This is a genomic window from Pontibacter arcticus (assembly GCF_003284895.1).
Classification (GTDB): Bacteria; Bacteroidota; Bacteroidia; order Cytophagales; family Hymenobacteraceae; genus Pontibacter; species Pontibacter arcticus.
On record NZ_QMDV01000002.1, the window covers coordinates 284760 to 299135 of the forward strand.

5 protein-coding genes are annotated in these 14376 nt (G+C 43.3%); 2 read left to right on the top strand and 3 right to left on the bottom strand.

Going from position 1 to position 14376, the window contains the following annotated elements; all coding sequences use genetic code 11:
• Positions 1-119: 119 nt before the first annotated feature.
• A complete protein-coding gene (locus tag DP923_RS06415; RefSeq protein ID WP_262510387.1) occupies positions 120-7793 on the top strand; it encodes a lectin-like domain-containing protein in 7674 nt (2557 codons plus the stop codon).
• A 386-nt stretch (positions 7794-8179) separates the two neighbouring features.
• Positions 8180-8974 carry an MBL fold metallo-hydrolase gene (locus DP923_RS06420; protein WP_112305028.1) on the top strand — a complete coding sequence of 265 codons (795 nt, stop codon included), beginning with the start codon at positions 8180-8182 and terminating at the stop codon, positions 8972-8974.
• A 10-nt stretch (positions 8975-8984) separates the two neighbouring features.
• On the opposite strand, the gene DP923_RS06425 is transcribed toward DP923_RS06420, so the two are convergent.
• The 3 genes from DP923_RS06425 to DP923_RS06435 form a co-directional block, all read right to left on the bottom strand.
• Positions 8985-9503 (bottom strand): GreA/GreB family elongation factor, encoded by a 519-nt coding sequence (locus tag DP923_RS06425; protein ID WP_112305029.1) that lies wholly within the window; start codon positions 9501-9503, stop codon positions 8985-8987.
• A 116-nt stretch (positions 9504-9619) separates the two neighbouring features.
• Entirely contained in the window at positions 9620-11794 is a 2175-nt protein-coding gene (locus tag DP923_RS06430; protein WP_112305030.1) for a PAS domain S-box protein, read from the bottom strand.
• Positions 11795-12320: 526 nt separating this feature from the next.
• Positions 12321-13814 (bottom strand): peptide MFS transporter, encoded by a 1494-nt coding sequence (locus tag DP923_RS06435; protein ID WP_112305031.1) that lies wholly within the window; start codon positions 13812-13814, stop codon positions 12321-12323.
• Positions 13815-14376 lie beyond the last annotated feature (562 nt).

Here is a 14376-nt window from a genome sequence, read left to right on the forward strand (position 1 = left end):
GTATAGTAATAATGAATCACGTTTGATTAATTTTGCATCGAAAACTTAACGTAGCCAACGTGAATTCAACTTTTACTGCCAACAACTCTGTTCCTGCAAAGGGGAGGAACGGAGCATTTATGCTTTTCTTTTTTTTATTCACCTGTTTGCTGTTACTATCTAAAGCTGCAGTAGCCCAGACAGATAAATTTGCCTGTCTAGGAGAATCTGTTACTCATACTTTTACTTATAATGGCACAGATCTTAGTTCCAGACAATGGCAATCTAGTGTTGACGGGACTACATATACAAATATTTCTGGTCAAACTGCAAGTACATACACTTTTATTGCGTCAGCGAGTGATAATGGAAAGCATTATCGAGTTAGATACGTAACAACAACTAATCCAAATACTTATCAATATTCCCAAGTATTAAAGTTAACTGTTTATAATATTCCCTCTACTCCAGTTGCTACTGGAGATTCCCGTTGTGGAAGCGGAAGAGTATACTTTAATATAAGTGGCTCTACCGGAAGATACAGATGGTACACAACTCAAACTAGTACACAATTTATTCTGGAAGGAAACGCTGGGGAATATTATGAAGACGCCACAACTACAATAGAGTATTGGGTAAGTGCTATTAATACTTCTACAGGGTGTGAGAGCGAAAGAGTTAAGGTAACAGGAGTAATAAATCCGATTCCAAATGCCCCAAGTGTTACAAATGGTTCACGCTGTGGATCTGGATCAGTAGCTCTTTCAGCTACACCTGCTGCAAATGCAAATATAACTAGGTGGTATACAGCAGCAAGTGGTGGTACTTTACTTGCTACAAATACTAATTATAATACTGGAACAATTACAACCACTACTACATATTACGTATCAAGTTACAATACTACTACAGGTTGCGAGAGTACAACTCGAACAGCAGTCACAGCAACTGTAAATTCAATACCAACTGCTCCAAGTGTAATAAGCAGATCCCGTTGCGGAAGTGGTCCAGTGATGCTATCTGCTGCGGGCGCAGCTACGGGGAATACTTATCGCTGGTATACCGTATCAACAGGCGGGACGCCCATTAGCGGAGCTACAGCTGCAAACTATACTACACCTACTTTAACAGCCACTACTACCTATTATGTTGCAACATATAACGGCACTTGTGATAGTGAAAGAATAGCAGTAACAGCTACAATTAACGCGCTTCCAACTGCCGTATATTCATCTAATAATGTTTATGCAAGACTCGCTCTTTCTAGTGGCAGGAGCGTAGCCAGGGTTACGAGCGGTTCCTTTACAGGTGCAGCAGTAACAGGTACTCCTCTTCCAGGTTTCTTAACTCTGAATACAAGCACAGGTGAGATAACAGTTAACTCAAATACAATTGTAAGTGGAAATTATGCGCACACCATAAAATTCTCAAATACAGCCGGGTGTACCATTGATGTTCCTGTTACAATTAATATAACCGATGACCAGTACCAGGCAAGTGGCAATGCTATTAAAACCGGTACAAATTGTTACCAGCTTACAACAGCTACGGGAAACCAGCAGGGTCAGGTATGGAGTGTAAGTACTATAAACTTAAATAAATCATTTGAGATAACATTCAATGCAAATTTCGGCACCAGTGATGCAGGTGCCGATGGAATTGCTTTTGGTTTTCAGCGTGTTGCATCAAATCCTGTATATGCGTCTGGTGCTATTGGTCTGGGTTTAGGTTTTCAGGGAATTACGCCATCATTTGGAGTTGAGTTTGATACATATCAAAACGGTAGCGAGCCAGCTTTCGATCATACGAATTTTTTCTGGAATGGGAGTGTAACAAATTCATCAGAAGCAACAACTACTTCTACTGCACCAGTGCAGATGAGTTCTACAAATGCAAATGTTGAAGATGGTGCCAATCATGCTGTAAAGATTGTTTGGAACCGCGAAACCAACACCATGTCGGTTTATTTTCAAAATGTTTTAAGAACTGAGTATACTGGAGATATTGTAACAAACATATTTAGTAACAATGCTAATGTTTATTTTGGATACACGGCTAGTACAGGCGGCTCTGTAAACCAGCATTCTGTTTGTGAAATTAAATTTAATGAAACTCCTATTATTACTTCAAATGGGGGAGGCAGCACTGCAAGTGTTTCAGTTCCGGAAAACTCAACTACTGTTACAACTGTAGCTTCTACAGATGCTGAGAATAATACCCGCACTTATAGTATAGTAGGCGGGGCAGATGCTACAAAATTTGCTATAAATGCAACAACTGGCGCTTTAACCTTTGTAAGTGCACCAAATTTTGAAGAACCGGCTTCATCGGCAGGAACAAACGCCTATCTCGTTACAGTACGCGTAACAGAAACAGGCTCCGCTACAAGTTTTGACGAGCAGGCCATAACAGTGAATGTCACGAATGTAAACGAAGCGCCTTCTCAACCTGCAGATATTAATACAGCAGCTAATACAGTTCAGGAGAATTCATCTACCGGAACACTTGTAGGTATTACTGCCAGGTCTACAGACCCGGATGCCGGAACGACGCTAACCTATAGCCTTACAGATAACGCTGGTGGCAGATTTGCCATTAATGCCACAACAGGCTTAGTAACTGTTGCAAATGGTGCTTTACTGGATTTTGAAACAGCTGCCTCGCATACTATAACTGTACGGGCGTCAGATGGTGCCCTTACTTCTAGTCAGACATTTACAATTGCAGTAACGAACGTAAACGAAGCACCGGTTGCAACAAACGTAGCACACACTACTCCGATCATCAATACGTCTGCTTTTGAAAATTTAAATGGCATTTTAACTGCCACTGATCCTGATGGAGAGCAACCGGTTACCTTTAGATTGTCTAACCTCCCTGTAACCACTATTGGCGTGTTAAGAGTTGACGGTACAGTTGCCAATACAACTACAGATTATGCTTGGGCCTTACGTGATAAGTTTTCTTTTGATCCGGTAAATACTGCCACTGCTGATGTAGTATTTAATTATACAGTTAAAGATGCGGGAGGTTTAACAAGTAACAGTGCTACGTATACTATTCCATTAAATGATTACCCAAGATCACTCAGCAGAACGAATGCTACTACTTTGTTGAACTCAGTGGGTATAACCGCTATAGATGCCTTAACAGCAACAGACAGTGATGGAACGATAAGCAGGTTTAGAATTTCGTTATTACCAACAGCTGCACAGGGTGTGCTTTATGTTAATGGATCAGTAGCAACTACTTCCCAATATTACGACTGGGCAACGTTAAGAGACAAGCTATCCTTTGATCCGGCTAGTCCGAATACAGCAGATGCTACATTTCGATTTACAGTAGTTGACAGTGAGAACGGTGAAACGCCTGATGTACATGCCGGTACTATTACCATTCCGATTAATGCTGCTCCAGTGGCTAAGAGCTTTACAACACAGAAAATTCTGAATACAGCAGGAGAGACAACGATCGTCATAACTGCTACCAATTACCCTACAGATGAAGATATAGCAACTGCAAGTATACTTTTTACGACTGTTCCAAATCCATCTACGCAGGGAACACTAAAAGTAGGGGGCGTATCGGTAGTGGCTAATACACCTTATCCTGCTACGAGTTTTGCAGGTGGAATAACTTTTACGCCTGTTTTAACAAACATGGGCGATGTAACCTTCAACTATAAAGTTAGAGATAATGATGGCGCTGAAAGTTCTGTGGCTACGATAACTATTCCAATTAATGGAGAACCGGTTGCCAATAATATTATAACTAACCCAATTCCAGGTAAACCTGTAACAGCTCCTATAAGCCCTTTAACAGCAAGTGATCCTGATGGAAGTATTGTGAGCTATACGCTTTCTACTTTGCCTGGTAACTGGCTAGGAACATTGTTTGTGAACGGCGTTGAAGCAACAGTAGGACAGGTGCTTACGCCAGCTCAGGCAGCTCAGTTAAGTTTCAGGCCGGCCATTAATTATAAGGAGAGTGTTACTTTTACATTTACAGCGACAGATACTGAAGGAGCAAGCGATTCATCTCCGGCTGTTTATACTATTCCGGTTGAACTTGATATTGACTTAACTGTTACACATACCATACTTACTTCAGCCCCGTATGTAAACGGGCAGGATATAGTTATAAGAATTACAGCAAGCAATATCAGCAATTATGATGTGTACGATGGCGCACAGGTAGTAAATCTGCTGCCGGCTGGCTTAACGTATGTTAGACATCAAACAGATAATCAACTAAATAACAATGCTCAAACGTATACCAATGGTGCCTGGCAACCAAACTGGGGAGTTATAAGGAATGGCACTTCCTTTTATATAGATATTACAGCCAGAATCAATACGACAAATGATATCACACAAACTGTTACAATCCAGTCACCTAACCAAATTGATTTTAACAGCACAAATAATAGTACCACCTATACTTTAAGAGTAAACATTGCGCCTGTTGCAGCTAATATTACAACGGCTGCTATGCCAAGTTCTGCTCCTGCTACAAGCATTTTTAATCTGAGCGCCACCGATGCCAAAGGAGACGTAACAGGTTTCAAATTTGTATCGCTGCCTTTAAGCACACAAGGTGTTTTAGCAGTTAACGGTGTGGCTGCTGATGTTAATAAGATTTATACATTGGCTGAAGTTAACAACTTACTTACTTTCGACCCTAGCGGAAACTCTTATGGTAACTTTACCTTCAGTTATGTAGCGGTAGATAGTGATGGGTCGGATAGTAACACAGCCACTTATACCATACCGGTTACCAATGTAGGGCCGGTAGCCGTAGCCGTAACAAACGCGCTGTTACTTAATACCGCTCCAGCAACCCTGCTTTCTTCGCTGAATGCTTCCGATACCGACGGGCCCATCTCGAAGTTCAAAATTAAAACCCTGCCAGCTGCTGCTGCAGGTGTACTAACTGTGAATGGTAATCCGGCTAATACAAGTACAGAGTATGATTGGGCAGATAGAGAAAAAATAAGCTTCGATCCGGCTTTCGCTAATAGTGCAGATGCTGTATTTACGTATTCTGTTATTGATAACGGTGGTCTTGAAAGTGCCGCAGTTAATTTTACCATACCTATTAATGTGGTGCCTATTGCGGTAAATATGATCAATAACAAAATGCAGAATACCTTTGGCAACACCTTGCTTTCAACAAATATCTTCGGTATCACTGACCCAGATGGTAGTATTGTTAGCTTTAGAATAACACATATACCTTCTGAAGCTCAAGGTAAACTCACGATAGGAGGAGTTGAAGTAGTTTTGAATACAGATTATCAGAATAACCAATCAGGTGCTGGAAGATTTGATCCGGATGTAAATAACTTTGATGATGTGATTATTCGCTATGTAATTAAAGACAACGAGGGGGCATTAAGTGAAGAAGCAACGATCACGATTCCGATTAACGGTACGCCAACAGCAAGTGCACGCACTAATGCCACAACGCTATTAGATACAGATGGACCCATACTTCTGGATGCCATCCAAGGCCAGGATTCTGACTCAGATCCAAAGTATGGCGGGTTTGTTTCTTCCTTTAAATTAAGTGTTTTACCAACATCTGGGCAATTAACTATAAATGGCGTAAATGCTAACTTAACTACGGATTACCCTTGGAGTTCGGCTTCCCTTATAAGGTTTGACCCGGCACCAGGTGTATCAGCTAATCAGACTTTCAGGTATACAGTTAAGGATAACGAGGGAGCTGTTAGTAATGCCGCTACGTTTACTATTCCGATTAACGCTGTGCCAGTTGCACAAAATATTATATATGAACCTGCTATACTTATGCCGGCAGGAGCGGCCATCTACACAACCTTAAATCCGTTAGCTGCTACCGATGATGTAACTACGACTACTTTTACTTTCAGCTTAAGCAACCTTTCTGCTTCCAGAGGTACCTGGATGGTAGGGAACGCCCTTGCTACGGAGGGACAGAGCTACCCTTGGTCAGCACGTAGTACTATAAAATTCAAACCTAATTCAGGCGATTTAACAGATGTAGTGTTTAACTATACAGTGAAGGACTCTGAAGGTGCTGTAAGCAATGTGGCTACTTATACAATTCCGCTTAATGATGAGCCCGTTGCGCAGAATGTAACCAATGCGAAACCCTTATCAAGTTCGGCTGGCAAAACTTTATTAAGCACATTAGCGGGTACTGATTCGGATGGCACTATACGGCAGTTCCAGTTTAAAACCCTGCCACCAGCATCACAGGGTATCTTATATGTAGGACCGGAAGTAGCTGTTATCAATAAAGATTATTCCTGGATGATAGGCTCGACTGTTTTGCAATTCGACCCGGCGTATGGCAATGAAAATAATGTGGTATTCACTTTCACTGTTAAAGATAACGACGATGCCTACGATGCGACACCAGCTACCTTCACTATTCCGATTATACTGGATTACGACGTAGATGGAATTGCAGATAACGTTGACCTGGATGATGATAACGATGGTATTCCGGATTCGGTAGAAGGCACCGGCGACAAAGACGGCGACGGCATACCTAACCACCTGGACCTTGACTCTGACGGAGATGGTATACTGGATGCAGTTGAAGCCAACAGTGGTATTGTGCCAGCTAACTTCAATATGGCAACAGGCAGATTCAGTGGTTCGGCCAACGCAAATGGCGTTGTATTTACCTTTACCAATATCCCTGACACAGATGGGGACGGCTTAGCTGACTACCTGGATATTGACTCCGATAATGATGGTATCTTGGATAACCTCGAAGCGCAGACTACCGGAAGCAGGCTTATGGCGAAGGGTACTGACACCAACCCGGATCGTAAAGATGGTATAGACGACAGCTTTAAAGGCACTAATGCAATTACACCAGTTGATACAGACGGTGATGGCATCGCTGATTACCTGGATCTGGATAGCGATGGTGACCTGATTTCAGATACGGCAGAAGCGTATGACCTGAACGGAGACAAATTCTCTGTAGACGATCTGAAAGCGTTGGTGAACAGTTTCATCAGCAGAGCAAACCTGGCCGGTGAAAGTCTGGTAGCTGGCTACTATAACTTAGCCGATGCAAACAAGAATTATACGCCGGACATGTTCGAAGACCCTAACACTACTAACAGGTTCAACTTCCTGACAAAAGGAAACAGTTATTACAGAGATAGCAATAACAATGGTTTGGTTGATCTTTTTGACACAAATACCAGAGGAGAAGATAACTCTTCCAGACTTAGTTACACTTTCCGTGATAAAGGCGTTGTCACACCACTACCGGTAACCCTGATCCGTTTTACAGCTACTGCACAGGGAGCAGCTGTAAGTATAAATTGGGAAACGGCTACAGAAGTAAACAACGACTACTTTATGGTAGAGCGCAGCCTGGATGGCAGTACATTCCGTGAAGTTGCAAAGGTGAAAGGTGCAGGTAACAGCAGCCAGAAACTAGCATACGCACACCTGGATAAGCAGGCACCTGCCGGCATCTTATACTACAGGTTAAAGCAGGTAGACTTTAACGGCACGTACAAATACAGCCAGATAGCGTCTGTAGAAAAAACGGAAGCGACTACTGCAAATGTGCTGCTTTATCCGAATCCTGCAACTGCTTATATTAAGCTTAACCTGGCCGGGATGCCGAATACTGCTTACCAGATCAGGTTACTGAGCATGGATGGTAGGTTGATACAAACGATTTCAACAAAAGACAATGCAGAACTTGAGATCAATGTGCAATCGTTAGCTACCGGCAAGTATATCTTCCAGATACAAAGCGAAAAAGTTTTAAAAACAGCGAGCTTCATTAAAAAGTAACTGCTTGCAAGTATAAATCTAAAAAGGCTCCTGTTTCAGGAGCCTTTTTTTCGTTTTGCGCAAACCTGGTTTATACTTTAGGAAGTAAAGAGGGAGTGCTGATATTACATTCACAAAGTATAATTCTAAAATTTATACGCTGCATTTCAGTCAAGTATAAAGCGTCTACATGCAGTTGGAACCGATAAGCTTTATGTTGTTGTTGGTGCTTTCAACTGCAACATAGCTACAAGCTCATTTTAGTATAAAGCCAAAGCTATACCCATCCATAAAGCCGTACACTTGGTAATATCGAAGTATGGTTAAGTTTACATAATAACTAAACTGTTGGCGAGGGTAAAGTATAAATTGAACCGAAGAAAAAAATATACGACCTTTGTCATCCTATGCAATTGTCAATCACCTCCTTAAACTCAGGTAGCAACGGAAACTGCTATTACATCGGCAACGACCGGGAAGCGGTGCTGGTAGATGCCGGTATTTCGTGCCGCGAAACCGAAAGCCGCATGAAACGCCTGGGCCTTTCCATGGCAAAGGTAAAAGCGATCTTTGTCTCGCATGAGCATTCCGATCACATCCGGGGCATTGCAGTACTGGCCAAAAAATACAGTTTGCCGGTTTACATTACGCCCATCACACTGCAAAGCTGCAACCTGCGCTTCGAGAATTTGGAGTTTATACCTTTTCAGGCCTACGAGCCTGTCCAGATTGGGAAACTAAGTGTAACAGCTTTTCCGAAGTGGCACGATGCCTCAGACCCGCATAGTTTTATAGTCGAAAATGAAGCGTTTAAAGTTGGCGTTTTCACGGATATTGGCTTGCCCTGCGAACATGTGATCCGGCAGTTTGAACAGTGCCATGCCGCCTTTCTGGAAGCTAATTACGACGAAGACCTGCTGGCACGCGGGCGTTATCCGTATCATCTCAAAAACCGCATAAAAGGGGGGAAGGGGCATTTATCGAACAGGCAGGCACTTGCTTTATTTGCAACTTATAAACCTGAATTTATGAGCCACCTGCTGCTATCGCATTTGTCAAAAGATAACAACTGCCCGAAGTTGGTGAAAGCGCTGTTTACCACCCACGCCAACGAAACCGAAGTAATAGTTGCCTCACGCTACCAGGAAACCCCTGTTTATACTTTAGGGCAGGTAAAACAAAAGCAACTGACGCTCTGGTAAAGTATAAGTACTATTCGTAAACAATCCGGCTGATCTTCACCTGCTCTTCCTGGCGGCCCAGGCGCAGCGTAACTATTTCGCCTGGCTTTTTTCCGGATACGGCACGTGCAATTGGTGCCACAAAGGCAATTTTACCTGCTTCCACAGAGGCCTCATCCACGCCCACAATCTGAAAAATACGCTGCTTTACTTTTGCAGCTTTATCCAAACTTGTAAGTGTAACGGTAGCGCCAAAGCGTACTTCGTCGGGTGGTTGGTTGCGTGGGTCTACGGGTTTAGCACTGGCAATACGCTGGTTAAGCGCATTTAATCTGCTGTTGATAATGGATAACTGGCGCGTACGGTTTGCCTCATCGTCGTGGTTGGCATCGGTTCTGGTACGTTCCGCTTCCAGATCTTCCAGCTCAGTGCGCAGGTCGGCCAGGCCTTGGGGCGTTACATAATTTGGTGTTCCGGGTGGCAACGCGGCACGGGATGGGATAATAGGCGGTTCGCCTGCGTCATCTTCTTTTACAAAAGCTCTGCTCATAAAATGAATTAACGCAGCTATTTATATGCAGGTTTTATGGACTTTATCCGGATGATGCAGGTGCGTTTATACTTTGGAAATAGGCCACTAAAGTATAAATGGACAAATTTGTAGCGTTAATTGCTGATTTCCAGAATAAAAGTGGTACCCTCGCCGGGTTTGCTGTCTACGGTAATTTTCCAGGCCATGGCTTTGGCCTGTTCCTTTACCAGGTATAATCCAATGCCGCGGCCCTCCACGTGGCTATGAAACCGCTTGTAGATTTTAAACAACTGCCCGTTTGTATCGGGCAGGTTCATGCCTACACCGTTGTCTGTAAAAAGTATACGTGTCGCGTCTTTCCCATTTTCCAGGCTTACGGTTACATGCAGCTTACGCTCCGGCGACCTGTACTTAATGGCATTGCTGAGTAAATTATGGAAGATGCTGTACACATACGCTTTGGTGGCCTGGGTTTCAAATGCAGGATCTATCAGGTTATCAACCAGGCTTCCGGAACTGTCTATTTGCTCGGTCTGGCTTTGCACGACTAGCTCCAATGCCTCCGACAGGCGTATGGTTTCGTTTAACCTGGCATGCCGTCCGTCCCTGACAGAAAGTATCTCGTTCAGGTCTTTTATCACCTTATCGAGTTGCAGTGTAGAGGTGGTAAGCAATGATAAGGCATGGTCGAACTGTGCTTTTGCTTTGCTGTCGCGCAGCAAGCCTGTAAGCCCCAGAATATTGGCAACCGGCGCACGCATGTTATGGGAAACAATATAGGCAAACTGCTGCAGGTCGCGGTTCTGATAAAAGAGGTCCCTGGAAAGTTGCTCCATTTCCTCTTCTTTCTTTTTCAGTTCGGTGCTGTCTTTAACCACACAAATAAAGTTAGTGAGGTTTGTGTCCTGATCGAAAGTAGGAGTAACATCCAGTATAAACCATACTTTGGTGCCATCCTTTTTATAAAGCAGCAGCTCTTCCGAAAACGGTAAGGTACTGCGCAGGTGTTGTTTGATACGGGCCAGCACGGCCGGGTTTGTTTCGGAGCCGGCCAGCAGGCTGGTTGGTTTTTTGCCAAGTATATCTTCACGATTATGGCCGATCAGGTTTACAAAACTGTCATTTACCCATTCCAGGTTGCCTTTCGGGTCCAGGATAAGAATGCCGTTTACCGTTTTGCTGGCAACAAGCGAAAGTTTTCTGAGTTCAAGTTCAGTTTCTTTTTGCTTTGTAACATCCGTAAAAAATACGGTGACGCCTTCCTGGCACTGAAAAATATTGTAGTTCAGGATCACATTATGGGAAGGGATGAATTCATCGAATTGTGCCGGCACGCCAGTGCGGGCCACTTCAAAACAATGCTCCTGAAACTTACTGCCAACAGATTCCGGGAACAACTCCCACACACACTGCCCGATATAACTTAACCTATCCTGGCCAACCTCTTCTGCAAAGGCTTTGTTTACAAATACATAACGCCATTGTTTATCAAGCACGAAAAAAGGCTGTGTTATACTTTCAAAAATATCAGAAAGCATCTCAGACTGTACCTTAATCTTCTGGTTGGCATCCCTGATCTGGGTAATATCCTTGCCGATGATCTGTATCCCTTTCACCACATCACCCAGCATGATCGGGATAACCGTAAAATTCATGTAAAAAGGTATTCCGCTTTTGTTTTGAATTTCGCCTTCTATTCTGGCAGTGCTGTTTTTATTGATGTTCTTGAAAACCTGCAGAATCTCCTGGTGAAAAGCCGGATGTATTAAATCCGAATAATGCCGGCCTATTATTTCAGGTCCGTAACCTGTTATGGTGGTAAAGCTCTCGTTTATTTTTTCGAACCGGCCATCCAGGCTCAGCGAAAAAACGGCATCGGGATGGTATAGAAAAAGGGATTTATACTGCGCTTCGTTTTCTTCGAGTTGCTGTTTGGCCTCAATCAGTTCGGTTACTTCTCTTGATATGGCTACAATGCCTTTAATATCGGGATCGTCTAACAGATTACTTGCTCTCACATCCATCCATATCCAGTTGCCTTCTTTTGATTTATAGCGGAAGGGGGGCGAGTGAAAGGTGGCTTCTGCCGTAAAATTCCGGAACGCAGCATTGGTCATTTCCAGGTCATCAGGATGTACAAAGTCAAAAGAGCTCTTCCCGATAAGTTCTTCTGGCTCAAAGCTAAGTATGGAAGTAACAGCGGGGTTTACATAGATATAAATTCCGTTGCTGTCCAGAATGGAGATCATATCTGAACATTTATAAACCAGCGAGCGGTAATTTTCTGATGAGTGGAAAAGCTCTGACATGTAGATGTTGCCGTAATGCACGACGTTTGGCCATACTTAGTTGCACGTTTTTGTATGCATGGCAAAGTATAAAATACACCTTATTAAGGATTACCACCCTAACACTTACATTTATGGCTTTACTAGCAACATTAACTTTAGAAATTTACTTATTTATAATGAATACTGGAAATTTGGACACAAAAGATAATACAGATTTTACAAAAAAAATATTTTAATGTAGTAACTACTTGTAATACTTGCTGATATAGTATAGAGGGATAGGGGGTTAGTAAAATCAAAGTTTATACTTTAACCTCATTATGATTTTATTGAAAGGTGATTTCAAGCAGGTGGATGCTCTTTAAGCAAAAATATATAAGTTAGAATTGCCAAGGTGCTTGCCGCTACTGGTGGATGATAGAATTTTACTGTTAAAGGTAGTGCTGCAGCATGGAAATCAGCCTATGGCAAAAGCAAAAAAGCCGTTAAGCAAAGCCAACCAAACAGGCCCGCACTTAACGGCTTTAGCTAAATCAGTTGGAAATTATCTTACATCGCTCATCCATTTCCGGATCAGCGGACTCAGCAACATCAGTACAACCCCTATCGCTAACGAGTAAAACCCGATCTGGCTGATGATGTCGGCATAATACGGCAACGATAGGACGGGATTTTCGACCACATCGGCAGGTACGCTCATCAGCGATCCGATCTTACCAGCCAGAAACTCCCCAATTGCGCTTGCAAAAAACCAGATACCCATCATCATAGAAACAATTTTAGCAGGCGATAACTTGGTAACCATGGATAAGCCGATCGGGGAGAGGCACAATTCCCCGCAGATGATAAAAAAATACCCGAACACAAACGCCGTAAGCGAAATAAGGCCGGAGCCGGCATCTGCCTGGCAAGCCAGGTAAAAAACGCAGAAACCAATACCTAAAAGTATAAACGACAGTCCGAATTTAAGTGGTGTAGAGGGTTCCCAACCTCTGCGGTTAAGGGCAGGCCAGAGCCAGGCAAAGAAAAAGCTAAGTATGATTACCCAGGCTGGCGGCAGGAAATTGTTTACCGATAAGGCCGGCAACTCATATCCGGCCACATGCATATCCACGTTGCGCATGGCAAACAGGTTAAGCGAGCCGGCATTCTGCTCATAAAATGCCCAGAACAACGTAGAAAACACGATCAGGACAAGCGCGGCAAACAGTTTGTACCGCGCCTCATGCTCTAACTGGAAAGCGATGTATAAGATATATCCCAGCGATAAAGCACCTAACCCGAACATGATATAATCCATCAGCTCATACTCATGAAACAATGCCACCACAGCCGGCACAACCAGTAATGTAGCACCATAAATAAAATATTCTGTCGGGATGCCTGCAAAGACAGGTTTTCTGAGCGCTTCCGGGTTTGGTGGCAAGCCACGGTGCTCCAACGATTTTTTGCCGAAGTAGAAAACCACCAGGCCCAACACCATAAATATACCAGCCAGCCCGAAGCCATAATGCCAGTCGATGCGCTGGCCCACGTAGCCGCATAGCAAGCCACCTAAAGCCGCCCCTACATTTATGCCCATATAAAAAATAGAAAAGCCACTGTCTTTGCGCGGGTCGTTATCGGCGTAAAGCGTACCTACCAGACTGGAGATATTGGGTTTAAAGAACCCGTTACCACAGATGATAAAAGCCATCCCGTAAAAAAAGCTCCAGTCTTCAGGCACAGCCAGTACCAGGTGCCCCACCGTCATCAGTATACCGCCAAACATCACAGCTTTCCGGTAACCCAGAAAACGATCGGCCATAATACCGCCAAACATCGGCATGGTATACACCAGTGCAGCATAAGAGCCAAGTATAGCGTAGCCTTTCGGTTCGTCAAACTTAAGCTGCGTCACCATGTAGGCCAGCAATAGGGCTTTCATGCCATAGAAAGAGAAGCGTTCCCACATCTCAGCAAAAAACAGCATATAGAGTTGCTTTGGGTGGCCCTGTTGCGCAGGGAGCTCTGGTGTTTTAGGTTCGGTCAGGTCCATGTAAGGTAAAGGGGTTTAATAAATAAAAACTGTAACGATTTGGTTTTCCTACAGCCCGGCTAAAGTAATAAATATATTACACTGCACCCCAACCTCCCGGTATTTTCCCGAGAACGCGCAGGCGCTGCAAGTATAAATCAGGTGGTGATAGGATTAGGTAAAGGTGGGTAATGTAGTGCAATACTTTTTAAAGGTATATGTGCTTCAGAATCAATGGTTTTAACTGGAATAGTTCTGAATTACACACTTTGTGGAAATATTTTTTCAGTTACTGAAATATGATTCTGGCAGGCAAAGCAGCGTTAAATAAGCTTATACTTGGTTTTGCAGTTTGATAATGTATTGATTTTTAAGGAATAGGGTTTCCGAAATATGATCCGAACCTAAAATATATTCCGAATCTGTATAACCAAAAAAGGCCGTTAAAGTATAAGTACTCAGTTTAAATCAGTACAAGTTTTTACGTTGATGTTCTTAACCTTTTACGCACTTGCTTCAGTAAACTAAAGCTGGCGCAGAATTTTTACAGCTCGCACCACTTTCAAACCTGGAAACGGAAACG